The following is a 23,053-nucleotide window of genomic DNA, read 5'->3' on the forward strand; positions in this document are numbered from 1 at the left end:
ATTGCCTGCGCGGCCAGTTCATCGCCGAGCTGCTTTCTTCGTCTCGACATCTTGAGAAGAGGCCAGATGAAATTGCCGTCCTTCGCTCTTGTTCGGGGCCTCCTCTCGACGACTTGACGCAACCCGGCGCGATGCGCTGCCCCACCCAACCCCCCACCAACAGAGATCATCCATGCAACATCTATCCGACCCCGCCGAAGCCTTAGCGGCGGCGCTGCGCGACGCCGAGCATCAGCGCTCCCCCTGCACGCCGTTGCGGCACCAAGCCGAGTCCCTCGGCTGGTCGGTGACTCAGGAGAACGCCTATACCGTGCAGCGCATCAACGAGGCGCGCCGCATATCGAGCGGCGATCGCGTCACGGGCCGCAAGATCGGGCTTACTGCCGCCAGCGTGCAGCGACAGCTTGGCGTAGACCAGCCGGACTACGGCGCGCTCTGGAGCTCCACGGCCTTTGGCGACGGCGCGGAGATTCCGCTGACCGGCTTTATTCGGCCCAAGCTGGAAGCCGAAGTCGCGATCGTGCTCGACAAGGATGTGACGGCCGCCGACGCAACCTTGGCCGACCTCTTCGCGGCCACGGCCTATGCGGTGCCTGCGCTCGAAATCGTGGACAGTCGCATCGCGGCCTGGGACATACACCTGTTCGACACCATCGCCGATAACGCATCGGCCGCCGGCTACGTACTGGGCGCGGACCCGAAACGACTGGATCGGCTGAGTCTGCGCGATGCCGGCATGACACTGACCGAAGACGGCCGCAGCGTGAGCCAGGGCAGCGGCGGCGAGTGCATGGGCCATCCCTTGAATGCTGCTGTCTGGCTGACGCGGCAACTGGCCCGGCTCGGCACCCCGCTGCGCGCCGGCGATGTCGTACTGACCGGGGCGCTCGGACCGATGGTGACGATCACTGCGCCCTCGTTCTTCGAGGCGCATATTGAAGGTCTCGGCCGCGTCGCGGCGCGGTTCGCGTGAACATGCAAGGAACCTTCATGAACAAGATCAAAGCTGCCATCATCGGCAGTGGAAACATCGGCACCGATCTGATGATCAAGGCCCTGCGCGGCGCACGGAACCTCGAGGTGGTCGTGCTAGCCGGCATCGATGCAAACTCCGACGGCCTCGCGCGTGGGCGCCGCCTCGGCGTGGCAACTACCGACCAGGGGGTCGAGGGCCTCGCGCGACATCCCGCCTTCGGCGACATCGACATTGTGTTCGACGCAACCTCGGCTGCCGCGCACGTCCGCAACGACGCCTTCCTGCGCGAGCGCAAGCCGGCCCTCCGCATGGTGGACCTCACGCCGGCCGCCATCGGTCCCTACTGTGTCCCTGTGGTGAACCTTGAAGAACACCTGGACGCGCTAAACCTCAACATGGTCACATGTGGCGGTCAGGCGACCATTCCCATCGTGCATGCTGTCTCGCAAGTGGCGACCGTGCACTATGCCGAGATCGTCGCGTCGGTGTCGAGCCGCTCTGCGGGCCCGGGCACGCGGGCCAACATCGACGAGTTCACGGAGACCACGGCCCGCGCTATCGAAGTTGTGGGAGGGGCGAGGCGGGGCAAGGCCATCATTATTCTTAACCCTGCAGAGCCGCCACTGCTGATGCGCGACACCGTCTACACGCTGAGCGTGGGCGGTGACGAGGCCGCAATCGAAGACTCGGTGCAGGCCATGGTGGCGGCCGTGGAGGGGTACGTGCCGGGCTACCGCCTCAAGCAAGCCGTGCAGTTCGAACACATTCCGCCCGGGCAGGCGCTGCAGATTCCCGGCGTGGGAGGGCTCGCCGGACTGAAGACTTCCGTGTTCCTACAGGTTGAAGGCGCGGCGCACTACCTGCCGGCGTATGCGGGCAACCTCGACATCATGACCAGTGCCGCGCTCGCGAGCGGCGACCGCATCGCGGCGCGCCTGCTGGCCACCCGTGCCATGGCGAACGCGTGAGGAGAATTCCATGAATGACAAAAAGATCTACATTTCTGATGTGACCCTGCGCGATGGCAGTCACGCCATCCGGCACCGGTACACCGTGGAGCAGGTGGCGCAGATCGCGGCCGCGCTCGATGCAGCGGGCGTTGACTCCATCGAGGTCGCCCACGGCGACGGGCTCGCCGGCTCCAGCTTCAATTACGGCTTTGGCGCACACACCGACGTCGAGTGGATCGCCGCGGCGCGCAATGCCGTTCGTCGGGCGCGCATCGCCACCCTGCTCGTGCCAGGCATCGGCACCGTGCACGACCTGAAGGCCGCCCACGCGGCCGGTGCCAGCGTGGTGCGCGTGGCGACGCATTGCACGGAAGCCGACGTCGCAAAGCAGCACATCGAGACCGCGCGCGAGCTTGGCATGGACACCGTCGGCTTCCTCATGATGAGTCACATGACCAGCGCGGCAGAGCTCGCGCAGCAGGCGCTGAAGATGGAAAGCTACGGTGCCACCTGCGTTTACGTCGTCGACTCGGGCGGAGCCTTGGGCATGCAGGACGTGCGTGACCGCTTCCGCGCCCTCAAAGACGTATTGCGCACGGAGACGGCGACCGGTATGCATGCCCACCACAACCTCAGCCTCGGCGTAGCCAACAGCATCGTAGCCGTGGAGGAAGGCTGCGATCGCGTAGACGCGAGCCTGGCTGGAATGGGCGCCGGCGCCGGTAACGCGCCGCTCGAGGTCTTCGTGGCCGCGGCCGAGCGGCTGAATTGGGATCATGGCTGCGACGTCAAGGCGCTGATGGATGCGGCCGACGATATCGTGCGGCCATTGCAAGATCGGCCCGTTCGGGTAGACCGGGAGACTCTGTCGCTTGGCTATGCCGGTGTCTACTCCAGCTTCCTGCGGCATGCGGAAGCCGCCGCGTCACGTTACGGCCTGCCGGCCGTCGAGATTCTGCTCGAACTTGGACGGCGCCGTATGGTTGGCGGTCAAGAAGACATGATTGTGGACGTCGCGCTCGACCTCGCGCGGTCGCGTGACGCCGACTCCGCTACCGATGTCGCTGCGGCAGTCGCCTGATTGCCGGAGATTCCCGCACGACTTTCTGTCCATTCCCTGGGCCTGCGTCACGCTCTCTTCCACGAGTGGCTGTCTCGAGCAAGCCGAGCAGGTCATTTGCATGTGGCCGCGCGGCACGCTACCAACTGTACCCAGCGGTCACATAGACGCTGCGACGCTCGCCGTAGTAGCAGCCGGTCGACGACAGGCAGGTCGCCACATAGGTCTTGTCCGCAAGGTTGGACACGTTCAGCGCCAGGCGTAGGCCCTTGAGCGACGGGCGCCAGCGCCCGAGGTCCCAGCGCAGGGCCGCATCCATGAGGGTCACACCGGGCACGCGGAACTGGTTCGCGGCATCGCCGTAGGTGGTGCTGATGCGGCGCACGCCCGCGCCCAGCGACAGCCCGGGCGCGATCTCCATCGGAAAGGCGTAGTCCAGCCACAGGGCCGCCTGGTGCTCGGGCACATAGGGGAAGCGCTTGCCCAGGGTGCTGGCACCCGACGCGTTGGCGTTGGCACGCGTGACCCGGCTGTCGGTGTAGGCATAGGAGGCGATGACATCCAGGCCGCGCGCCAGCGGTGCCTTGGCTTCCAGCTCGAGGCCGCGCACACGCACCTCGCCGGTCTGCTCGCTGAACGATCGGCTCAGTGGATCCGGGGTCAGCACATTGCGCTGCGTCAGCTCGTAGACGGCTGCCGTCACCATGGCCTTGGATCCGGCCGGTTGGTACTTCAGGCCGGCCTCGATCTGCCGGCCCGTGGTGGGCTCGAAGGGATTGCCCTGCCGGTCGGTGCCGGCGGCCGGCTGGAACGAGGTGCTGTAGCTCAGGTAGGGCGCGAAGCCACTGTCGAAGTTGTACATGAGCGCGGCGCGCCCGGTGAACTTGTCGTCGTGCTGGTCGACGCGTGCAATGCGCGCCGTCGCGGTCGTCAGCGTGCGGGTGTCGGTGTCGGCCTTGTCGTAGCGGCCGGCCAGCACGAGGCTCCAGCGGTCCAAGTGGATCTGGTCCTGCAGGTAGAAGCCGGTCTGGCGACGCTTCTGGTCGATGTGGGTCGCGACGCTGGGCACCGCGCCGGAATCGGTGCCGAAGACCGGGAGGTAGGCGTTGAAGGGCCGCGTGATGATGCGCAGGTTGGTTTCGTCGAACGCGGACTTCTCATTGGAGAAGTCCACGCCGGCGAGCAGCGTGTGCCGCAACGTGCCGGTGGCGAAGTCCGCCTGCAGCTGCGTGTCAGCGGTCAGCAGGCTGGCTTCCTCGGGGAATGCCCATGCGTAGCGCAGCAGCGAGGACGGGTTGCAGGCCGCCAGGCAGACGGCCTGAATGCGTTGGGTGTACGCGTCGACCTTGCCGTAGCGCAGGTTCTGGCGCACGGTGAAGGTGTCGTTGAAGCGGTGTTCGAATTCGTAGCCCACGAAGCGCTGCCGGTTGCTGAAGCGGTCGTAGCCTGGCTCGCCGACGAAGGTGCGCGTGGGCAGCGCAGCGTAGCGGCTGGTGTCGAGGGTGCTCGCGGCGGGCAGTGCCGGCGCGCCGCCGCCGCCGGGAGAGTCGAGCGACTGCCATTGGCCGAGCACCGTGAGACGCGTTGCGCTGGAAGGGCGGAAGGTCAGCGACGGGGCGAAGTAGGTCTTGCGCTCGGAAACGTGGTCGTAGGACGTGTTGGCCTCTCGGTGCAGCGCGACCAGCCGGTAGCTCCAGACGCCATCGGCATCGATGGCACCGCCGAGATCGAGCGCGGCCTGGCGCCGGTTGTGGCTGCCGAACTGCAGCTCCACCTCGCGCACCGGCTCGAGCGTGGGGCGCTTGCTGACCATGTTCACCAGCCCGCCAGGCGTAGCCTGCCCGTAGAGCACCGACGACGGCCCCTTGACGACCTCGACGCGTTCCAGCCCCCAGGGCTCGATGCGCGGCTGCGAGTAGCCGCGCGCGCCGAAAGGCAGGCGCAGGTTGTCGAGGTAGCGCGCGGGCGGCGTGAAGCCTCGCAAGGTGAGCCAGTCCAGGCGCAGGTCGGTGTTGCCGTATTGAGCGACGATGCCCGGCGTATAGCGAAGGCTCTCGACCAGCGTGGTCGCGCCCTGCGCGTCCATCTGGTCGCGCGTCACGACGGACACCGACTGCGGCGTCTCCATCAGGGGCGTGTCGGTCTTGGTGCCCGAGACGCTGCGCCGCGCGATGAAGCCGGACACCGGGCCGGTGCCGGTCTCCCGGCTCGCCTGGGGCTCCACGACGACCGCCGGCAGCGACCCGGCCGATGGCTGACCCGCGGCCGACGGGCTGGCGGGGCGCGACGCATCGCGCTGCAGGGAGTAGATGTTGTCGCCCGTGCGAGTCGCCCGCAGGCCGCTGCCCTGGAGGGCCGTGGCGAGCGACTCCTGCAGGGTGAAGCGTCCGCGCAGGCCGGGGCTGTCGAGCCCGGCGGTGAGGGATGCATCGACCGACAGCAGGATGCCCGACTGGCTGGCGAGCTGCGTGAGGACGCCGGCCAGCGGGCCGGGCGCGAGGGCGTAGTCGCGCGCGGCCTGTTCCGCGGGCGACTGGGCGAGCGCCGGGTTGGCATGCAGGACGATGGCGGCGGGCAGGATGGCGAGCGCCGTGCCCAGTGCGCGCGCCGCGAGGGTGGTGCGACGCAGGCGCGAGCGGGGCGGTCGTGCGGAGCGCACGCCATGGAGGGAAGGAGTCGAAAGGTCGCGCATGGAGGCTTTGAGCAAATGGAAGGGTTGGTACCTTCCTTGCCACACGACGGTCGCAAAAGGGGAACCTCCGCCGCGATTCTTTTTTTCAGTGGCGGTTGTCGGGGCCCTGCGCGGGCTCGATGGTCACCCACCATGGCAGCACGCGGTTCACCCGTACCGGGAGGGTGGCTTGAAGCGCCGCGAGGATCCGGTCGGTGTCCGCCAGCGGATAGCTGCCCACGATCCGCAGGTCGCGAACGGCCGGGGCGCAGGCGAGGTGGCCGCGCCGGTGGCGGGCCAGCGCATCGATGAAGTCGCCCAGACGCATGTCGTTGGCGACAAGCTGGCCGCGCGTCCAGCTGTCGCTGCCCGCGTCCGCCGCCGCAGGTGCTTCGACGCGGTCGGCGAACAGCCGGGTCTGTTCATTGGCGCGCAGCGTGAGCGACGGCCCGCCCTGGGCGGGCTGGGCGCGCACCGCGCCTTCGAAGACCGTGACGAGTGCCGAGCCGGCAGCGTCGCCCTCGCCCTGCACGGTGAAGCGCGTGCCCAGCGCCGTGAGCCGTCCTTGGGCGACCTCGACCACGAGCGGTCGGTCCTCCCAGGCTGGGTCGTGTCCCGTGGACACCAGCACTTCGCCGGCATGCAGGAGGATGCGCCGATGGGTGGCCGTGAAGTCGACATCGACCGCCGACGCGGTGTTGAGCCAGAGCCGGCTGCCGTCTTCCAGCGCGATTTCGCGGCGTTCGCCGGTCTGCGTGCGGTACGTCGCCACCCATGCGCGCCAGGGCAGTTCGCGTTCGAGCAGCCAGCCGGCCACGCCGGCAACGGGCAGCAAGGCCAGCACGCGCAGCGCGCTGCGACGGCGGCGCGTGGCCGTGGCCCGCGTGTCTTCGAGGATCTGGCGCGCGGGGAGATGGCGCACGGACGAGAAGTCCCGGGACACGGCCTCGACCTGCTGCCAAGCGGCACGCGCACCGCCATCCTTGCGCAGCCATGCTTCCCAGCGCAGCCGGTCGCTCGCGGTGGCCGATTCGGACTGCAGCAGGGCGAACCAGGTTGCCGCCTGCTGCAGATGTTCGAACGTCGCCCGGGGCTGTTCCGGGTGCGCCGAGACCGCGGTCATGGCTCCTGCGCGAGAAGAAGGCACTGCAACATCGCCTGGGCCATGTATTTCTTGACCATCCGATCCGACACGCCGAGTTCGAGCGCGATCTCCGCGTAGGTCCGACCGTCGATCTGCGACAGCAGAAAGGCCTTGCGCGCCTTGTCGCTCAGCGTGTTCAGCATGGCGTCGATGCGGCACAGCATTTCCACCGCGATCATTCGCTCCTCGGGGGAGGGGGCGAAGAGCTCGGGCTGTGCGGCGACCGCTTCCGCCCAGGCGCGCTCCACGTCGGCGCGGCGCCAGTGGTTGACGATCACGCCGTGGGCGAGCGTGCGCAGGAATGCGCGTGGCTCGCGCACCTGCGCCAGCTCGCGCGAGGTGATGAGCCGTACGAAGGTGTCGTGCGCCAGGTCCGCGGCCTGGGAACTGCCGCTCAGCCTGCGCAGGAACCAGCCGAGCAGCCACCCATGGTGCTCGCGGTAGATGCTGTCGATCAGCGCGGGGGCTGGCAGGGGGGCGGACATGGGAGCACGAAGGCGTGACAAATAGGAATGGTTCTTATTCTAAAGAATTACATCCACCGGCATGCCGATGCCGTCGTCGAAGGTTGAAAATCAACTAACGGCGTGGCGCGTTAGCGCATCGGGCTCGATCACCGTTGCGCCAGTACCTCTTGCCGCCAAAGGGGGGGGCAGGATCGGCTGTCGCCGACACGCGCCGTTCAGATTGCAGTCTCACCCGGTGACGTCAGGCCGCAAGCGTACTTAAAGCGCAATCGACTACGCGTGTCGTATTCGAGTACTGCATTTATCGCGATTGCATCGTTTAGGCTGCCATGCCCACCAAGAGGTGCCGGCGTTCGGCGAGATTTCGGCCGCCCCCAATCACCGGACGCGCGGGGGGCCATGGGAACTCCGCGGGAACGCTGGTGCAACTGCCCGGATGCGCTGAAAGTTGATAAAGTATTACCCATGACTACCGCGAGTTCTTCTTCGTCCATCGCGCCCACGCCGGTCAAACTCGACCCCCAGCTCAAGGGCCGGCTCAAGCGTCTGGCCGAGGCGCGCCACCGCGCGCCGCACTGGCTCATGCGCGAGGCGATCGCGCAGTATGTGGAGCGGGAGGAAAAGCGTCAGGAGCTTCATGAACAAGCGGTGGCCGCCTGGGATGAGTTTCAGCAGACGGGTCTGCACGTCACGGCCGAAGAAGTGAGTGCTTGGTTGGACAGTTGGGGCACGGACAACGAGCAGCCTGAGCCTGAATGCCACAAGTGAGGTTCGCGCCTGCGGCGCTGCGCGACCTGCAGCGTTTGCGTGAGTTCTTGCGTCCGAAAAACCCGCAAGCAGCGCGGCGCGCTGCTCTAAGCATTCTGCAGGGCGTGAAGGTGCTGGGTTTGCAGCCGTTGATCGGACGGCCGCTGGAGGATTTGCCGTCTGAGTATCGCGAGTGGGTGATCGACTTCGGTAGCGGCGGTTACGTATCGCTTTACCGGTACGACGAAGACATTGATGTGGTCACGGTACTGGCTCTGCGTCATCAGCGCGAGGCCGGCTACTGACCCAGCGAATTCTGGTTTAGGGCGACTTGCTGACTCAGTGAATCTTGGATGTTGTTTGGGCCGTCGGCAAGGCCTGCCTCTTGTCCACGACTGTTTGCTCCCGCTGGTTACGGGGGCATGACGGGAGTGGATAGCGGCATTGGAATGAGGTGCCCTGCCTTGGCGGCAGTGGCATCAGCACCTCACGAGCTCGCTCAGAACTCATCAATCGTGTGAGATCTCGCTGCGCCGAACCAGGCCTCCCCATCTGACGCGAGCGATCAAACCATCTCGCGCTGGATGCGCGCGACCTCGCAGTTCTTCGCGGTGACCGATACGCAGCGCGTGCTGTCGCCATCGGGGCGGCGGCGGTCAATACAGCCCCGCGATCCGTGCAAAGCCGGCGGGTTGTACCATCGCCTTCTTGTGATTCCCTTAAGCCGCACCAGCCCACACCGCGGGTCGGCGCGCGGCCCAAGGCATCGTCTGTTCCAGTTGCCCGGCCAGCCGCAGCAGCAGGTCTTCGCGCGCAAACCCTCCCATGAACTGGATTCCGATCGGCAGTCCGGTATCGGGGTCGACGCACAGCGGCACCGACATGGCCGGCGTACCTGCGACATTGGCTGGCGGCGTGAAGGGCGTATGGCGGAAGACCCGCGCGGTCCAGTCGAGGCCGCTCATGCGCTCGGCGCCTTCGCTGTAGTTGCCGAGCGCGCCCGGCATCTCGGGCAGCGTGGGGGTCATGAGCACGTCCATGTCGTCGAACCAGGCGCCCACCGCGCGCGATACGGTGTTGCGGACCTCGAAAGCCGCCGCGAAATCGACAGCACTTGCCTCCTGGCCGTAGCGGTAGTTGGCAAGCGTCGAAGGCTCCAGGGTGCTCGCAGCGATCGGGCGCCCCGTGGCGGCGGCGAGCCCGTCGATCCAGCGTACGAGCGTTGCGCACCAGATCTGCGCGTTGGCATGCACGAAGGCTTCCCACGAGACCCCCAGCACGGGCGCCACCTCCTCGACGCGATGACCGAGCGACTGCAGATGGGCTGCGACGTCGCGCGCGGCCTGCGCGATGGGGTCGGCCGTCTGTACGCCATTCCAAGGATGCAGCATGAGCCCGATGCGAAGCCTGCCGGGATCGCGCCCGACCTGAGGCAGGAAGCCTTCGGCAGGCGCCGGCGTGTAGTACGGATCGCCTTGGGAATAGCCCTGTACGGCATCCATCAGCGCGGCGCTGTCGCGCACGGAGCGGCTCAGACCCAGTTGCACGCCCAGACCGCCAAAGACTTCATCAAGCGCCGGCCCGTTTGAGGTGCGCCCGCGCGTCGGCTTGAGACCGAAAAGCCCGTTGTAGGCGGCTGGAACCCGGATCGAGCCGGCCGCATCGGTTGCGTGCGCGATCGGCACGATACCTGCCGCCACCGCGGCGCCCGAGCCGCCACTGGAGCCGCCCGCGCTCAAGGTGGGGTTCCACGGATTGCGGGTGGCGCCTTGCTGCACCGACTCGGTTTCGGTGCTGAAGGCCATCTCGGGTGTGGTCGTGCGCCCGACGGTGACCAGACCGGCACGCCGGTAGTGGCGCATCAGCAGCGAATCGTCCGCGGCGACCAGCCCATCGGCGAGACGGCTGCCAAGTTCGCAGCGCCGTCCGGCCATCTGGATCGCAAGGTCCTTGATGAGAAACGGCACGCCTGCGAGCGGACCGTTCGTGGCCTTAGCCGTGGCGAGATCCACCTCTTCGGGCGTCCACTGCTCGACGACGGCATTGACGGCGGGGTTGACCGCATCGGCCGCCGCGAGGGCCAGGGCGGCGAGTTCGGCCGGCCGGACGTCGCCCTTGGCCACCAGGCGGGCCAGGTCGACAGCGTCGAAATTCGCGTATTCGCTCAAGTTCATGGTGTTCTTCCGTGGCAGTGAAGCACCGAAGATAAGCAGGGGCGGCCAGTTTGATTAGCCCATCGAAGTGGCAAGAATTGGCCCATGGATGGGACAATGTGCACCGATGCCATTGAAGAGATCGCCGCCATGAGAAGAGATGTGAACGACACCCTCGTGTTCGTGCGGGTTGTGCAGGAAGGCAGTTTCACCGCGGCGGCGCATGCGCTGCAGATACCGAAGACGACGGTCAGCCGACGGGTCCTCGAGCTCGAAAAGCATGTGGGCGCGCAGTTGCTGAGGCGCACCACGCGCAAGCTCAGCCTCACCGAGGCCGGTGCGATCTACTACGAACACTGTCGAGGCATTGCAGCGACGCTGGAGCATGCAGAGGGAGAGGTCCACAAGCTGCGCGACGGCCCGCGCGGCTGGCTCCGCTTGACGATGCCCTATTCATTCGGCGTCGACTGGATTGCTCCGCTGCTGCCAGGCTTTCGTGCGCGCTACCCAGACGTGAAGATCGAGATCGTGGCATCGCATGCGACGCTCGACCTGGTCGAGTCCGAGATCGACATCGCGCTGCGCCTGGGCGAACTGCCCGACTCCAGTCTCGTCGCGCGCCGGCTCGCGAGCTTTCCGTCGGGTGCTTTCGCGAGCCCTGCCTACGTCAAGCGCGCCGGTCTTCCCCCATCGCCGGAGCAACTGTGCGACCACCGCACACTCACGTTGCATCAGGCGCGTCGTGACGTGGGGTATGTGTGGCCCATGCGCAAGGGCACGGGCAAGCCGCGCGGGTTTCTCGTCCATCCCGTCATCGTCGCGAGCGATCCATTTTTCCTGCATCCCGCGCTGCTGCAGGGCGAAGGAATTTCCTTGGCGATGGAGATGAGCATGGCGGCCGACGTGAAGGCGCGCCGGCTTGTGCGCGTGCTTCCCGGGTGGTGGGGACCGCCGCAGGAACTCAATGCCCTGTCGTCACGCGAGCATTTGCCGTCGCCAAAGGTGCAGGCATTCATTGCCTACCTGAAGGAGCAACTGCGCTTCCCTTTGGCCGATGCAGGCCAGTCCAGTGCTTTGCGCAGACCTCCACGACTCATCACCTGAGCGACCCGCCAAGAAGAGAGAACGCCAAGGGCACGATCACTCAAGGCTTCGGTGGCTGATATCGGTTGGCATAGTCCGCTGACATCAGCGTCACGAGTGTCGGCCATTTTCGATCCCAGAATGGACCGGCGGGAATGCTTGACGGATCGATTGCATCGGCGACACGGATGCCGAATCTTTGCGCCACTTTTCTGCCTGCGTCATCCAACGCCATGCGCTCAATCTCGGTGATGTACGGCTGTATGGGACTTCGCGTCGACTCGCCGTGACCTTGCTTGTCCCGGGCCTCTGTCCGTACGAATTCGCGCGCCACGTCTATCGCCAAGGCCAACTGCATTTCACCTTTGATGCCCTGCTTCTCCGTCAACGCGTAGATGTTGGCCAAGCGCGATCTAAGAACGTGCAAAGGGTGCATCACTAGAAAAGATTGGCCGTCCACCGCCGCATGTACGGCGCGCGATCGAACGTCTTCCTCGGCAATCCCGATCACACTGTCGATGACGTCGACATTGACGAACTCGTCGTCGCTGATGGGGCGAACGGCTTGCCCGACAAGGGCCGTCAAGGCTCGACGGCTCGGAAACAGTGCTTGTCCGTGGATGACTTCGGCCATCCGCTCAACCAGTGCACGCCCATGGGTCGCGACCGCAAGGAAATCCGTGTCGCTGGAGATCGCAGCGTGCCCGCTCGGTATGACCAACTCGTATCGCAAGACCCAAAATGCCAACGCTTGGCCGCCCACGAGCACCATGTCTTCGCCGGCCGCTGCAAGCAACCGGTTGACGATGTCAGGCGGAGTGATGGCCTCCTTCTTGCCCTTGATATCGATCACCACGGCTGCGGCTCACCGAACGCATTCTCAGGAAACTCCAACTCGGCTCGCGCGACAAGTTCGGCCGGAAACGCAAACAGAGTCTGCGGGTGACGCTGGCCACGCTCGACCTCGCGTGCGAAACGCTGGTGACGGCGCATGATGCTGGCAGAGTTTTCCGTCTGTGCTGCAAGAAGGGCAATGTCCGCCGCCATGCCCAGTTGCGCAAGGATGCGCATGTAGGTTCCCATTGTCACGGCGGGCTCGCCACGCTCGGCCGCACCGAGCGTCGTGCGAGAAATGCCAAGTTCGCGAGAAAAGCTCAGCGCTGTCAGCCCGCGGGCACGGCGCACAGACGCCAACCGCTCGCCGAACTGGCGCAGCAGTTCACTGGAAGTCGGGGAATCAAGTTGGATCGCAGCGGGCATGGTGTCCATTATTTTAGTCAAAGCCTTATAATTTGTCTAAAATAGTGAACACACTTTGGTTTTTCTAGCTCATCGAGTCTGGTAAGCACAGGACGACTACTGGGCCGTCCAGCCCCCATCCATGGCCCAGGCAGCGCCGCGGACTTGATCCGCGCTGGGCGAACACATGAACACGGCAAGTTCGGCCAACTGCTCGACGGTGACGAAGTCCAGCGAAGGTTGCTTCTCGCCGACCATCCTGACCCGCGTCTCATCGACCGAGGCGCTGTCGAGCCGGGCTCGATCGTCGATCTGCTTTTGTGCCAGAGGCGTGAGCGTTGCCCCAGGGCAGATCGCGTTGCAGGTGATGCCGGTCGTTGCGGTCTCAAGCGCAACGGCCTTGGTCAATCCGACGATGCCATGCTTCGCCGCCACATAGGCCGACTTCTGCGCCGAGGCCACCAGGCCGTGGGTCGATGCCACGTTGATGATTCTTCCCCAGTTGGCGGCGCGCATGGCTGGAAGTGCCAGTCGCGTGGTGTGAAAGGCGCTCGAAAGATTCACCGCGATGATTTCGTCCCATCGTTGGACTGGGAACGCCTCGACGTTCGCCACATGCTGGATCCCCGCGTTGTTGACCAGTACGTCGACGCGACCGAAGCTGGAAGCGCAAAACTTCATCAGGTCTTCGATCTGTGCGGGGTCTCGCATGTCGGCCTCATGGCGCATCGCTCTGGCACCGCTTGCCAAAAGTTCGCGTTGGGCGGCGTCGATGTCGCCGAGCCCGTTGAGAACGATGTTCGCGCCTTGACGCGCGAGCGCCTTCGCGATGGCCAGGCCAATGCCGCTGGTCGAACCCGTGACCAGGGCTGTCTTTCCTTCGAGCTTCAATTGCTTCTCCTATTGCACGCGCAGCCGAGTTGAAGAGGTGTTTCCGCGGGCATCTTTCCCTCGCCAAACACCGGCAAAAACGACCTAGGTAACATCGTTATCCTAAGCGAGGTGTCGAACTTAGGGAGGTCGAAACGGGTAAGGGTTTGACCCTAGATAGGCAGAAGGTAACTTCGTTACCATGCCGGGTAACAACGTTACTCACGACTCGAGACATGACCAAAAACATCGACGCGAAGGCGAAGACGCAAGGGCCGACACCCTTTGCGAGCGAACGCATCATTCCCGATCATCTGCGCGATCGGCTGTCGCCCGTCGTGATGGAGACGTACGCCGCCGGCGATTTCCACCGTGCCGATATGCGAACGATCGCACGCGAAGCCGGGATGAGTTTCAGAACGATCTACAGCTACTTCGGGGACAAGGAGTCGCTGCTGTTCTGGTTTATCCAGCATTGGCTCGAAGGTCTGTATCCGGCGTCATTCGAGCCGCTCGAAGGAGAGGGTGACGTCAGGACGAGGCTGCTCGGCGTGCTGCAGATGCATCTGGAGTTCTACGAGAGGAACCCCGGTGTCGGCCGCATCATCTTCATGACCGTTCCGCTCGAGCGCTGGATGCGCGACCCGAGCTACGCGCAGCCCGGGATGATGAAGCGCCTGCTGCACACGATCAATGAGGCGCAACGGCAAGGCGAACTTCGAAGCGACATCGACAGCCGAGTGATGCTCGATGCCTTCAACGCCATCTTCAACCGGGCCTTCCTGATGTGGGAATACCGCCGTCGAAGCTATTCCCTTTCGGCGCAAGCGGCGCCGCTGATGTCGATCCTCTGGGGCGGAATCATGGCGCCGGTCAAGAGACCGGACTCGGCATCACCGCTCCCGGCGAAAGCACCTGCGCGAAAGAAGACGGTGAAGTGAAGACCGGCACCCAGCCGCATCGCGCAATCAACCCCAAAGAAAAACAGGAGACATACATGAAAGCATCGAGTTTCGATTTCTCCCGACGACACCTCTCGGCGGCGCTGATGGCGCTCGCGGGAGCGATCGTTCTCGGCGCACCCGAAGTGCGCGCGCAACCCGCATCCGACAAGCCGCTGCGCATCATCGTCTCCGCCCCCGCGGGCGGAGGCTCGGACATCGTCGCTCGCATCCTGGGCGACGGGCTTCAGAAGGAATTGCGCCAGGCGGTCGTGGTCGATCCCAAGCCGGGTGCCGGTGGCGCGATCGCGGTCAACGACCTGATGCACTCACCGCAGGATGGATCGACGGTGCTGGTCGGCATCAGTGGCATGGTCTCCGAGGTGCCGCATATCCTGAAGCTGAAGATCGATATGGCGAAGGAGATCAAGCCGCTCGCGGAATTCGCGCGCTTTGGCCTGGTGCTGGTCGGCCACCCATCCGTGCCTGCCCGAACCGTGCCCGAGCTCGTCAGCTACGTGAAGGCGAATCCGGGCAAGGTCAGCTACGCCTCGTACAGCGCCGGAACGGTCGCGCACGTGGCGGGCCTGAAGCTGAATCAGGCCGCCGGTCTGGACATGACGCACGTTGGCTACAAGGGATCGGCGCCCGGCCTCACCGACGTCATGGGCGGGCACGTGCCGCTGATGTTCGACGGCATGTCGACGGCACTGCCGATGATCAAGGCGAACAAACTGAAAGCATTCGCGGTGACTCTTCCGGAGCGTTCGCCGGCGTTGCCCAACGTGCCGACGTTTCGCGAGCTCGGCTATCCGGGCATCGAGACGGTGGTCTGGATCGGCCTCTGGGTCACGCCGAGCATGCCGGCCGACGCGCAGGCGCGACTGCGCCAGGCAACGCTCAAGGTGATGGAACAAAAGGCCGTGCGCGACCGACTCATCGAATACGGCTTCGGCGTCGGTCAGCCGCGCACCCCGGAGGAACTGGTGAGTTCCTTGCAAGCCGACTTCGAGAAGAACGGCGAGATGCTGCGGGCCATCAACTTCAAGCCCGAGTAATCGTCGCGGTGCCGCCCGCGAAAGCGCGGGCGGGCACTGTAGATGCGCGGCGCCTCGCGGCTCGAGAGCCCGAGCGCCGCATCAACAACCGAGCTCGGCGCAGGTGTGCGCCTTGAACGCTCCCTGGATCAAACCCTATTCCATGCAACCTGTATTCATCACCGGCACGGGCATGACCCGCTTCGGCAAGTTTCTCGATCGCGGACTGAAGTCGCTCGCGGCGGAGGCAATCACCGCGGCGTTGTCCGATGCCGGAATCGAAGCATCGCAACTCCAGGCCGCCTACATGGGGAACGCGGCAGCAGGCGTGATGACAGGCCAGGTGCTGGTTCCGGGTCAGGTGGTGCTTCGCGGCCTGGGAATCGGCCGCATTCCCGTGGTCAACGTCGAGAACGCCTGCGCCACGTCGGCGACGGCTTTTCAACAGGCTTTCCAGATGATCGGACTGGGCGCCTACGACATCGTGCTCGTCGCTGGCTTCGAGAAGCTCTACAGCGAGGACAAGGCCCGCACGTTCTCCGTCTTCCAGGGCGCCGTCGACCTCGAGGCCATCGACGAGGTCTATGAAAGGTTGTCCCGAAGCCTCCGCGAGACCAAGTCCGATGCCAATCTCGCGGAAGCGGGAAAGTCGCGATCGCTCTTCATGGACCTGTACGCGAGCATGGCGCGTGACTACATGGCGCGAAGCGGAGTGACGCAGCGCGACTTTGCCGCGGTCGCCGCCAAGAACTCGTTCCATGGGAGCCTCAACCCGAAGGCGCAGTTTCAGGAAGTCCTCACCGTTGAGCAGGTACTCGCCGCACCTCTCATCGTCGATCCCATGACGCGGCCGATGTGTGCGCCGGTCGGAGACGGCGCCGCGGCGCTCGTCCTGATGTCCGAAAGCGCGGTGAAGAGGCTCGGCATCCAGCAAAGAGTTCGTGTTCTCTCATCCGTGCTGGCCTCTGGCTGGGACTACACCGACGATGACCACGCACGGCTGGCTCCGGCTGTTGCGTCCCAGGCCTATGAATTGGCGGGTGTGGGGCCGGCCGATCTCGACCTTGTCGAGCTGCACGATGCCGGCGCCCCGGCCGAGCTGATCTACTACGAGCACCTGGGACTCGCGGCTTCTGGCGATGCTGCTGCGTTGCTCGACAGCGGCGCGACTCGGCTGGGAGGTCGTGTTCCCGTGAACCCGTCGGGCGGGCTGCTGCGCAAAGGCCATCCGATCGGCGCTTCGGGATGCGCGCAGCTGGTCGAGCTCACCGACCAGTTGCGCGGGCGTTGCGGCGCGCGTCAGGTGATCGGTGCCCGTACCGCGCTGGCGGAGAACGGCGGAGGCTGGATCGGCGACGATGCGGCGGCGATCGTCATCAGCGTGCTTCAGAAGGCGTGATGCAATGAGCAGCAAGTCCCACGACAACCTGGCTTCGATCATTTGGGAGTTTGCCCGCTCGCAGCCAGAGCGCGAAGCGCTCGTGTTCGAAGGCGGTACGGCGCTGCCCGATGTCACGCGCACCTATGGCCAACTATGGCGAAACGGCCAGGCCCTGGCGCGCGGCCTGCGTCGCCGCGGCGTGGGGCCGGGCAGCGTGCTGGCGCTCCTGATGGCCAACCACGCCGAATTCGTCGACCTGCTGGTCGCTGCATCGTTGCTGCGCGCGGTCCTGGTTCCGATCGATCCGCGCACCAAGGGGGAGAAACTCGCCTTCATGGTCGCCAACGCAAAGGCGACCGGACTGGTCGCGGCCGATTACGCGCTGCGTCACGTCGAAGATGCGCTGGATGGCGCGGCTGCCGTGGCAAGGGTCGCCGCGCTCCCCACCGACGAGGGCCCGGGCCGCGCCCTGTGGGGGCCGCGCGTGGAGTGCTACGCCGATCTTTGCCTGGACGCGGGTGAGGACCTGCCGCTTCCGGAGTCCAACGGCGCCGACAGGATGTTGATCCTTCACACCTCCGGCACCACGGGCGACCCCAAGGGGATCGTCATGACGCAGAGGCGCTTCTGCGAGACCGCCGCTGCCGCGCTGCGGGGATTCGGCTACCAGGCGAACGACCGGCTCTATTCCGGACTGTCGCTGACCCATGCCAACGCGCTGCAGGTGACCCTGGCGCCGGCGCTCCTGGGCGGCCTGCCGGTGGTGTTCTCGCGTCGCTTCACGCGCTCCAGGCTGTGGGACCTCACGCGCAGATACGGATGCACGACCTTCACGGTGCTCGGTGGCATGCCGACTTCGATCTACGCCGAGCCGGCGAAGGCCAACGATGCGGACAACCCGGTGCGGCTCGTCGTCTCGGCCGGTATGCCGGCCGCGCTGTGGGAGCGGTTCGAGCGTCGCTTCGACGTACGGATCCTCGAGTTCTACGGATCGGCCGAAGGAGGCCTCGCGATCAAGCCATTGAATGAAGGCCCCGTCGGCAGCATCGGACGCATCGCGCCGCACTTCATCCATCGCATCGTCGACGACGCGGGCATGGATGTGCAGCAAGGCCAGCCGGGCGAGCTCTGGCTGCGCCCCGTAGATGGCTCGCCCTTTCAGATCGAGTACGTCGGCGATCCCGAGGCTTCCGCCCGCAAGGGCGAAGGCGGGTGGCTGCACATGGGTGACGTGGTTCGTGAAGACGCCGACGGATGGCTTTTCTTCGAGTACCGCAAGGGCGGGGGCGTGCGCCGCAATGGAGACTTCATCAGCACCGCCTATGTCGAGAAGGCCATCGTGGATTCGGGCCTGGTCTGCGATGTGTTCGTGTATGGCATTCCGGCCGCCTCGGGTGCGGCCGGTGAAAAGGATGTCGTGGCTGCCGTCGTGTTCGCACCGGATGCACAACTCGATGTCCAGGCGCTCTTCCGCTGCTGTCGCACGGCGCTCGAGGCGAACTTCGTGCCGAGCTTCATCCAGGTGGTGCCGGAGATCCCGAAGACGGCATCCGAAAAGCCCCTGGAACGCCTGCTTGCTCAGGCCCTGACCGATCACCCCGACAACGTTCACGCCGAGCGCAAGGCCCTGACGGACAGTGCGAGGGCGACGTCGTGAAGCTGGACGCCAACGTGTCGGCCGTCGTGACCGGTGCGAGCAAGGGCCTGGGTGCGGCAACCGCGATTCGACTGGCGTCCCTGGGTGTCAAGGTGACGCTGCTCGACCTGGACGCGGAGGCTGGCGAGTCGCTGGCCCGACAGATAGGGGGCGTCTTCTGCGCTGCCGACGTGACTTCGGACGAAAGCGTCGAACGGGCGCTTGCCCGAGCCCGCCAGGCCAATGGCCAGGAACGCATCCTGGTCAACTGCGCGGGCGTCGTGCATGCCCACAAGTCCGCGGGACGCGACAAGCTCACCGGCGCGGTGCGGCACTACCCGATGGCCGAGTACGAGCGGGTGGTCCAGGTCAATTTGCTCGGGACCTTTCGTTGCATCGCGAAGTCGGCGGCCGGCATGCTGGCGCTGGACCGCTTGCCCAGCGGCGAGCGCGGCGCGATCGTCAATACCGCTTCGATCTCGGCGGACGAAGGCCAGATGGGGCAGGCTGCGTACGCCGCATCGAAGGCTGGCGTCGCGGGCATGACCCTGCCCATTGCGAGGGACTTCGCGGGCGAGGGCATACGGGTCAACGCGATCAAGCCCGGCTTCTTCGACACGCCGATGCTGCGGACAGGACCCGAACATGTGAGGCGCGCACTGGAGGCCTCCGTGCCGTTTCCGAAGCGCGTCGGTGAGCCCGGGGAGTTCGCTCATCTGGTCGAGTTTCTCTTGACCAATGACTACATGAATGGTGAATGCGTGCGCCTCGATGGCGCAGTAAGGATGAGTCCGAGATGAGCCAACCTCTCCAGTCCAGAACCGCGTTGATCTTCGGCGCGGGTGCCGCCGAAAGCGGCCCCGGAAACGGCGCGGCAATCGCCATCAGGATGGCAAGCCAGGGCGCGGTGGTGTTCGCCGCCGACAGAGACCTGGAGGCCGCGCGCCGCACCCAGCGGTTCGCGCGCGAGCAGGGAGGACTCTGTGAAGTGATCGAGGCCGACGTGTGCAGCGAGTCCGCGATTCGCGAAGCGGTGAGCCGGGCGCAGGAAGTCAACGGGAGCATCGATATTCTCGTGAACAACGTCGGCGTCGTGATCCAGGGCGGGCCCGAGGAGCTCAGTGTCGAAGATTGGGACCGCTCGTTCGCGTTGAACGCGCGGTCGGCCTTCCTGGCCCTCAAGCACGTGCTTCCGATCATGAGCCGTTCGGGGCGAGGGGCCATCGTGCAGGTGTCGTCCATCGCGAGCACGCGTGCTGGCGTATCGGGCGCCTGTGCCTACCACGCGAGCAAGGCGGCGCTGAATGCGCTCGGGATGACCGTGGCGATGCACTATGCGGCCCGTGGCATCCGGTGCAACAACATCCTGCTCGGACTGATGGATACCGCGCTCGTGCGAGAGCAGTTGGCGGAAGCCCATGCGCAAGGACTGGACCATCTGCTGAAGACGCGCAACGCGACTTGTCCGCCGGGCGCGATGGGATCACCGTGGGATGCGGCGGAAGCCGCTGCCTTCCTTGCCAGCGACGCTGCACGCTACATCAATGGCACGGACATCTTCGTGGATGGGGGACTGCACAACCAGATCACCGCGCCGGTCTTCAAGTCCGGCGCCTGAGCCGTGCAGGCATTGAGCCCGGCCATCAAGCGAGAGAACGCAAGGATTCGACCATGACATTCGCGACCGCGGATATTTCCGATGACGACCCGCTTGCCTGCGAGCTCTGCGATGCCCCCTTCCGCGATTTCGGACGGCGGCGCACATTCTGGGGTCAGGCGGTGACGCTCAAGGTCCGTGATGACCACCGCGCCGGCGTCCAAGCCTGCCTAGAGCCTGGCCATGGAAGGATTCTGGTCATCGATGGCAGCGGCTCGCGTGCTGTCGCGCTGTTCGGCGGAACCATGGCATCCATCGCCGTGCGAAACGGTTGGGCGGGCGCTATCGTCTTCGGGGCGATCCGCGACGCCGAGGAGATCGCTACCTACGATCTCGGCGTCAAGGCGCTGTGCACGACGCCACGAAGTTCGGCGGTGCAATCTCCCCATGAGCGCGACGTCGCAGTGTCTTTCGGCGACGTCACGATCAAGCCGGGTGCATGGATCTATGCGGACGCTGACGGCGTGCTGGTGCGCCAGACTCGGTACGAACCGCCCGTCGTCGCCTATCAGGTTTGACAGCGCTCAAAAAAGCGCGACGGCAAAAAGCGAATTTGCGCTAGTTCAGCTTCTGAACAACTGCATCCGAGAAAGAGGCTCACGGGCCTCGGATGCTGCTTGCCGGAGTCGAAGGTGCTCGCACAGTGCCGCCTCGTGGATGCGGCGCCCTCGCTCAGGTATTCATGGTTCCAAAGCCTGCGCGATCGCCGCGCCGGCAAGTCTTGCGGTGGACAGCAAGCGGCCATGCAAGGTACTTTATGACGATATGGCAAACTTTGCCATCACGGGGACGTTGTGCATCGCCAGCGCGTTGGGGATGCAGGGCAATCACCGGAGAGCAAGTAGTTTCACAACCTTGGACTCGCAAACTCAACATTGATACGCCTGACCGGGGCAGATCACTCGGACGAGAGAGACACTTTGCCTCCTGGCGGCAGCATCAGAAGATGCCGAGCTTCTGGAATTCTTCGCGCAGCCGTTTCACGACATCCGCCAGGTCCATGGCTTCAAGCCGGTTCTTCTTCAAGAAGGCTGCCCACTGCTTTTGCTTCGTCGTATCGCCAGAAAAGCTGTCGCTCAATCCATCAGGAAGACTGCTGATCATTGCGAACTTCCGGCGTTCGAAGGTGGCGGAAATGGCGTGGTGCAAGTCGGTTGGATCCAGCGTGCCTTCGCTCATCAGTATCCAGAGATCGAAGTAGTCCTTCATCCGGGTATTGGCCATGCCCAGGAGACAGACTGCATGGAACTTCTCGGCCACGACGGTGTACTTCGGGTAGCTGCGCAACTGTGGAGCGGGCAAGTCATCGAGCAGGATTGGATAGCTGATCGCTTCCGCGGCTGGCGTCACCACATCGCCGAAGCCGATATCTACCTGTAGTGCGATGCGCGCGCCGTCCAGTGTCGCTCGCAGGTCGACTCGCACGCCGCCGTAGCCGGCTTCCTTGCGAATGACGACGCCGTGTACCGACGCAGCATCGAAAGCGATCCCATCCTCCACGGCGATCTGGCAGATCTCTCGAAAGGCGTTCACTGCCGATTCCACATCGTCCTGACCGAATCCCAGCAGGTCGGCATCTCGGGTTGGGCGATGGGGCTGGTCGTACCAGAGCGAAAACAGCAGTGCGCCCTTGAGCACGTAGTTGGAGGCGTGCGGTGAGATGGACAAACGATACAGCAGACGCTCCAGGCCATAGTGGGTGAGCGTCAGGTTGAAGTCCCGCTTCCTTGCATCCGCATGTTGCTTCAAGCGGGCGCGTATCGAGGCTGCGATGTTGCGGCTCACGTCGTGACGCTTTCGAGGTAGGGTCGCATCACATTGGATACGCGGTCGATCGTGGCGTAGTGCCAGAGTGCATCGATCGTCACCTTGCGTTGCGTCCAGCCGTCGCGCAGCGCTTCGAGCCCCACGTCAAGGCCGATCTTGTGGCGAAACTTGAAGCAGTCGGTAATGGTCTTGGCCGCGTTGAAGATTGGCACGCTGACACCGTCGATCTGCATGGGTTCGACGCCTTCGGACAGTGCGGGGCCGGACATGCGGATGGCGCGCAAGGCGGGCTGGTCGAGCCTGGGTGTTGGCGAGTTGCGTGGAATCGCGATCCACACTTCGAATGGCGCTTGCGTGCCGATCCCGTGGACGCGCAGCGCTGACAGCAGGCAGACGATGCCCTGCGGCACGCGGAGCGCGACCTCTGCCAGCGAGCGGTGCTCGCTCAGCGGGCGCCCCGGCAGGCTGTAAATACCACGGGCGACCCGCTCGAGCTCGCCAGCGGCGACCAGCCGGCTGAGCGCCATCGTTGGAAGGCCATGCGCTGCCAGATCCCGCGCGCGCAGCAGCGGCCGCTGTTTGGCCAAGGCCAGGACGGCTTGTTCACTTGTCGAGGCAGAGAGCATGCTGGAGTTTGTTGCATTTGCTAGTTACTTGTCAATAAAACAAGAAAAAATCCAACGAGGGCGACCACCCCATCACCCGGGCGGGGTGGGCTGGATCGCAAGTAGCGATCAGGCCCCAAAGCGGAATCGATCGCTGCTATGGGTCTGGTGTGCCCAACCGTGTGCTCGGGAACCAGAACAGTCAAGTGAAAGCTGGTGTTGGTGCGAGTTGCAGAGGCTTTTTGAACCAGCCCCGGCCACCAAATTTCTCATTCCGGATGAGCAAGTCAGCCTGACTCGGACGAATCGGGCTTTTTTGCTTTCCTCTTGTGGGCATCCGGGATGCGCGTGCCACTTGTTGTGTGACTGGCCCGGTTCGCAGCACGGTAGAAGCCGCTGTTGCGGCCAAGTGGCATCGGCCTTGGCGAGTCGGCGCGTGCTCAGCAGCCCGAGTTCGCATCAAGCGCTGCGTCAGGAACCGTTGGAGGGTTGAGGGGTGCAGGGCGAGTGTGTGCGGTCTTGCTGGCACCTTCACCGTAGCACGGCGTTCTCGCCGTCAAGGGCTGCGCGCCGCTGTGCGGCGCTGGCGGCCTGCGGCCGTCCTGGACCCCTGACCGCTGCGCTGCGCCGTGCAGGCCACGGTTTCGGGCAATCCCGCCCGACAACCGG

At 65.1% G+C, this 23,053-nt stretch carries 22 protein-coding genes; 13 read left to right on the top strand and 9 right to left on the bottom strand.

What is annotated here, in order from left to right; translation table 11 throughout:
* The first annotated feature begins 172 nt into the window (after positions 1-172).
* The 3 genes from AC1HIL_RS37525 to dmpG are packed head-to-tail and all read left to right on the top strand — an operon-like array spanning position 173 to position 3,007.
* Entirely contained in the window at positions 173-973 is an 801-nt protein-coding gene (locus AC1HIL_RS37525) for a 2-keto-4-pentenoate hydratase (RefSeq protein WP_261206547.1), read from the top strand.
* A 17-nt stretch (positions 974-990) separates the two neighbouring features.
* Positions 991-1,944, top strand: coding sequence for an acetaldehyde dehydrogenase (acetylating) (locus AC1HIL_RS37530; protein ID WP_209542296.1), 954 nt, complete (start codon positions 991-993; stop codon positions 1,942-1,944).
* A gap of 10 nt (positions 1,945-1,954) precedes the next feature.
* Positions 1,955-3,007: a 4-hydroxy-2-oxovalerate aldolase gene (dmpG, locus tag AC1HIL_RS37535; RefSeq protein WP_203206431.1), complete on the top strand. Its 1,053-nt coding sequence runs from the start codon at positions 1,955-1,957 to the stop codon at positions 3,005-3,007.
* Between the two features lie 118 nt (positions 3,008-3,125).
* Here dmpG and AC1HIL_RS37540 read toward each other — a convergent pair whose 3' ends face one another.
* From AC1HIL_RS37540 to AC1HIL_RS37550, 3 genes are all read right to left on the bottom strand, one after another.
* Entirely contained in the window at positions 3,126-5,645 is a 2,520-nt protein-coding gene (locus AC1HIL_RS37540) for a TonB-dependent siderophore receptor (protein ID WP_479668646.1), read from the bottom strand.
* 118 nt (positions 5,646-5,763) lie between these two features.
* Complete coding sequence (locus AC1HIL_RS37545) at positions 5,764-6,780, bottom strand: FecR domain-containing protein (protein WP_413764893.1); 1,017 nt, start codon at positions 6,778-6,780, stop codon at positions 5,764-5,766.
* Complete coding sequence (locus AC1HIL_RS37550) at positions 6,777-7,286, bottom strand: sigma-70 family RNA polymerase sigma factor (protein ID WP_413764892.1); 510 nt, start codon at positions 7,284-7,286, stop codon at positions 6,777-6,779. The genes AC1HIL_RS37545 and AC1HIL_RS37550 overlap by 4 nt, the downstream gene beginning before the upstream one ends.
* Positions 7,287-7,733: 447 nt before the next feature.
* Between AC1HIL_RS37550 and AC1HIL_RS37555 the strand changes: the two genes are divergently transcribed.
* The gene (locus AC1HIL_RS37555) at positions 7,734-8,036 is read left to right on the top strand and encodes a CopG family ribbon-helix-helix protein (protein WP_261206535.1); all 303 of its coding nucleotides are present in this window, start codon (positions 7,734-7,736) and stop codon (positions 8,034-8,036) included.
* A complete protein-coding gene (locus AC1HIL_RS37560) occupies positions 8,024-8,320 on the top strand; it encodes a type II toxin-antitoxin system RelE/ParE family toxin (RefSeq protein ID WP_057596818.1) in 297 nt (98 codons plus the stop codon). The genes AC1HIL_RS37555 and AC1HIL_RS37560 overlap by 13 nt, the downstream gene beginning before the upstream one ends.
* A 414-nt stretch (positions 8,321-8,734) precedes the next feature.
* On the opposite strand, the gene AC1HIL_RS37565 is transcribed toward AC1HIL_RS37560, so the two are convergent.
* Entirely contained in the window at positions 8,735-10,189 is a 1,455-nt protein-coding gene (locus AC1HIL_RS37565; protein ID WP_479668645.1) for an amidase, read from the bottom strand.
* A 96-nt stretch (positions 10,190-10,285) separates the two neighbouring features.
* Here AC1HIL_RS37565 and AC1HIL_RS37570 point away from each other — a divergent pair, with 96 nt between their 5' ends.
* A complete protein-coding gene (locus AC1HIL_RS37570) occupies positions 10,286-11,272 on the top strand; it encodes a LysR family transcriptional regulator (RefSeq protein ID WP_314733627.1) in 987 nt (328 codons plus the stop codon).
* Positions 11,273-11,312: 40 nt separating this feature from the next.
* On the opposite strand, the gene AC1HIL_RS37575 is transcribed toward AC1HIL_RS37570, so the two are convergent.
* The 3 genes from AC1HIL_RS37575 to AC1HIL_RS37585 form a co-directional block, all read right to left on the bottom strand.
* The gene (locus tag AC1HIL_RS37575) at positions 11,313-12,104 is read right to left on the bottom strand and encodes a hypothetical protein (RefSeq protein WP_413764890.1); all 792 of its coding nucleotides are present in this window, start codon (positions 12,102-12,104) and stop codon (positions 11,313-11,315) included.
* The gene (locus AC1HIL_RS37580; protein ID WP_261206527.1) at positions 12,101-12,511 is read right to left on the bottom strand and encodes a helix-turn-helix domain-containing protein; all 411 of its coding nucleotides are present in this window, start codon (positions 12,509-12,511) and stop codon (positions 12,101-12,103) included. The genes AC1HIL_RS37575 and AC1HIL_RS37580 overlap by 4 nt, the downstream gene beginning before the upstream one ends.
* 96 nt (positions 12,512-12,607) lie before the next feature.
* Complete coding sequence (locus AC1HIL_RS37585) at positions 12,608-13,381, bottom strand: 3-hydroxybutyrate dehydrogenase (protein ID WP_261206525.1); 774 nt, start codon at positions 13,379-13,381, stop codon at positions 12,608-12,610.
* Positions 13,382-13,596: 215 nt separating this feature from the next.
* Between AC1HIL_RS37585 and AC1HIL_RS37590 the strand changes: the two genes are divergently transcribed.
* From AC1HIL_RS37590 to rraA, 7 genes are all read left to right on the top strand, one after another.
* Complete coding sequence (locus AC1HIL_RS37590) at positions 13,597-14,301, top strand: TetR/AcrR family transcriptional regulator (protein ID WP_057596813.1); 705 nt, start codon at positions 13,597-13,599, stop codon at positions 14,299-14,301.
* Positions 14,298-15,359 carry a Bug family tripartite tricarboxylate transporter substrate binding protein gene (locus AC1HIL_RS37595; RefSeq protein ID WP_261206521.1) on the top strand — a complete coding sequence of 354 codons (1,062 nt, stop codon included), beginning with the start codon at positions 14,298-14,300 and terminating at the stop codon, positions 15,357-15,359. The genes AC1HIL_RS37590 and AC1HIL_RS37595 overlap by 4 nt, the downstream gene beginning before the upstream one ends.
* Before the next feature lie 112 nt (positions 15,360-15,471).
* The gene (locus tag AC1HIL_RS37600; protein WP_261206520.1) at positions 15,472-16,737 is read left to right on the top strand and encodes a thiolase family protein; all 1,266 of its coding nucleotides are present in this window, start codon (positions 15,472-15,474) and stop codon (positions 16,735-16,737) included.
* A gap of 4 nt (positions 16,738-16,741) precedes the next feature.
* The gene (locus AC1HIL_RS37605) at positions 16,742-18,376 is read left to right on the top strand and encodes an AMP-binding protein (protein WP_261206518.1); all 1,635 of its coding nucleotides are present in this window, start codon (positions 16,742-16,744) and stop codon (positions 18,374-18,376) included.
* The gene (locus AC1HIL_RS37610; RefSeq protein WP_261206516.1) at positions 18,373-19,155 is read left to right on the top strand and encodes an SDR family NAD(P)-dependent oxidoreductase; all 783 of its coding nucleotides are present in this window, start codon (positions 18,373-18,375) and stop codon (positions 19,153-19,155) included. The genes AC1HIL_RS37605 and AC1HIL_RS37610 overlap by 4 nt, the downstream gene beginning before the upstream one ends.
* Positions 19,152-19,973: an SDR family NAD(P)-dependent oxidoreductase gene (locus AC1HIL_RS37615; protein ID WP_261206514.1), complete on the top strand. Its 822-nt coding sequence runs from the start codon at positions 19,152-19,154 to the stop codon at positions 19,971-19,973. Before AC1HIL_RS37610 ends, AC1HIL_RS37615 begins: the two co-directional genes overlap by 4 nt.
* Positions 19,974-20,026: 53 nt before the next feature.
* On the top strand, positions 20,027-20,530 hold the full coding sequence (rraA, locus tag AC1HIL_RS37620) for a ribonuclease E activity regulator RraA (RefSeq protein WP_261206512.1): 504 nt from the start codon (positions 20,027-20,029) through the stop codon (positions 20,528-20,530).
* A gap of 421 nt (positions 20,531-20,951) precedes the next feature.
* Here rraA and AC1HIL_RS37625 read toward each other — a convergent pair whose 3' ends face one another.
* Both AC1HIL_RS37625 and AC1HIL_RS37630 read right to left on the bottom strand, forming a co-directional pair.
* A complete protein-coding gene (locus tag AC1HIL_RS37625) occupies positions 20,952-21,797 on the bottom strand; it encodes a nucleotidyl transferase AbiEii/AbiGii toxin family protein (RefSeq protein ID WP_261206510.1) in 846 nt (281 codons plus the stop codon).
* A complete protein-coding gene (locus tag AC1HIL_RS37630) occupies positions 21,794-22,405 on the bottom strand; it encodes a type IV toxin-antitoxin system AbiEi family antitoxin domain-containing protein (protein WP_057596805.1) in 612 nt (203 codons plus the stop codon). The genes AC1HIL_RS37625 and AC1HIL_RS37630 overlap by 4 nt, the downstream gene beginning before the upstream one ends.
* Positions 22,406-23,053 lie beyond the last annotated feature (648 nt).

It is taken from the genome of Variovorax sp. ISS6, from assembly GCF_056523145.1.

Excerpts from the sequence above, each read along its gene's own strand:
- AC1HIL_RS37630 (WP_057596805.1), bottom strand. The coding sequence starts at position 22,405 with ATGCTCTCTGCCTCGACAAGTGAACAAGCCGTCCTGGCCTTGGCCAAA.
- AC1HIL_RS37550 (WP_413764892.1), bottom strand. The coding sequence starts at position 7,286 with ATGTCCGCCCCCCTGCCAGCCCCCGCGCTGATCGACAGCATCTACCGC.
- AC1HIL_RS37580 (WP_261206527.1), bottom strand. The coding sequence starts at position 12,511 with ATGCCCGCTGCGATCCAACTTGATTCCCCGACTTCCAGTGAACTGCTG.
- AC1HIL_RS37565 (WP_479668645.1), bottom strand. The coding sequence starts at position 10,189 with ATGAACTTGAGCGAATACGCGAATTTCGACGCTGTCGACCTGGCCCGC.
- AC1HIL_RS37555 (WP_261206535.1), top strand. The coding sequence starts at position 7,734 with ATGACTACCGCGAGTTCTTCTTCGTCCATCGCGCCCACGCCGGTCAAA.
- rraA (WP_261206512.1), top strand. The coding sequence starts at position 20,027 with ATGACATTCGCGACCGCGGATATTTCCGATGACGACCCGCTTGCCTGC.
- AC1HIL_RS37530 (WP_209542296.1), top strand. The coding sequence starts at position 991 with ATGAACAAGATCAAAGCTGCCATCATCGGCAGTGGAAACATCGGCACC.
- dmpG (WP_203206431.1), top strand. The coding sequence starts at position 1,955 with ATGAATGACAAAAAGATCTACATTTCTGATGTGACCCTGCGCGATGGC.
- AC1HIL_RS37590 (WP_057596813.1), top strand. The coding sequence starts at position 13,597 with ATGACCAAAAACATCGACGCGAAGGCGAAGACGCAAGGGCCGACACCC.
- AC1HIL_RS37570 (WP_314733627.1), top strand. The coding sequence starts at position 10,286 with ATGTGCACCGATGCCATTGAAGAGATCGCCGCCATGAGAAGAGATGTG.
- AC1HIL_RS37615 (WP_261206514.1), top strand. The coding sequence starts at position 19,152 with ATGAGCCAACCTCTCCAGTCCAGAACCGCGTTGATCTTCGGCGCGGGT.
- AC1HIL_RS37525 (WP_261206547.1), top strand. The coding sequence starts at position 173 with ATGCAACATCTATCCGACCCCGCCGAAGCCTTAGCGGCGGCGCTGCGC.
- AC1HIL_RS37560 (WP_057596818.1), top strand. The coding sequence starts at position 8,024 with ATGCCACAAGTGAGGTTCGCGCCTGCGGCGCTGCGCGACCTGCAGCGT.
- AC1HIL_RS37605 (WP_261206518.1), top strand. The coding sequence starts at position 16,742 with ATGAGCAGCAAGTCCCACGACAACCTGGCTTCGATCATTTGGGAGTTT.
- AC1HIL_RS37545 (WP_413764893.1), bottom strand. The coding sequence starts at position 6,780 with ATGACCGCGGTCTCGGCGCACCCGGAACAGCCCCGGGCGACGTTCGAA.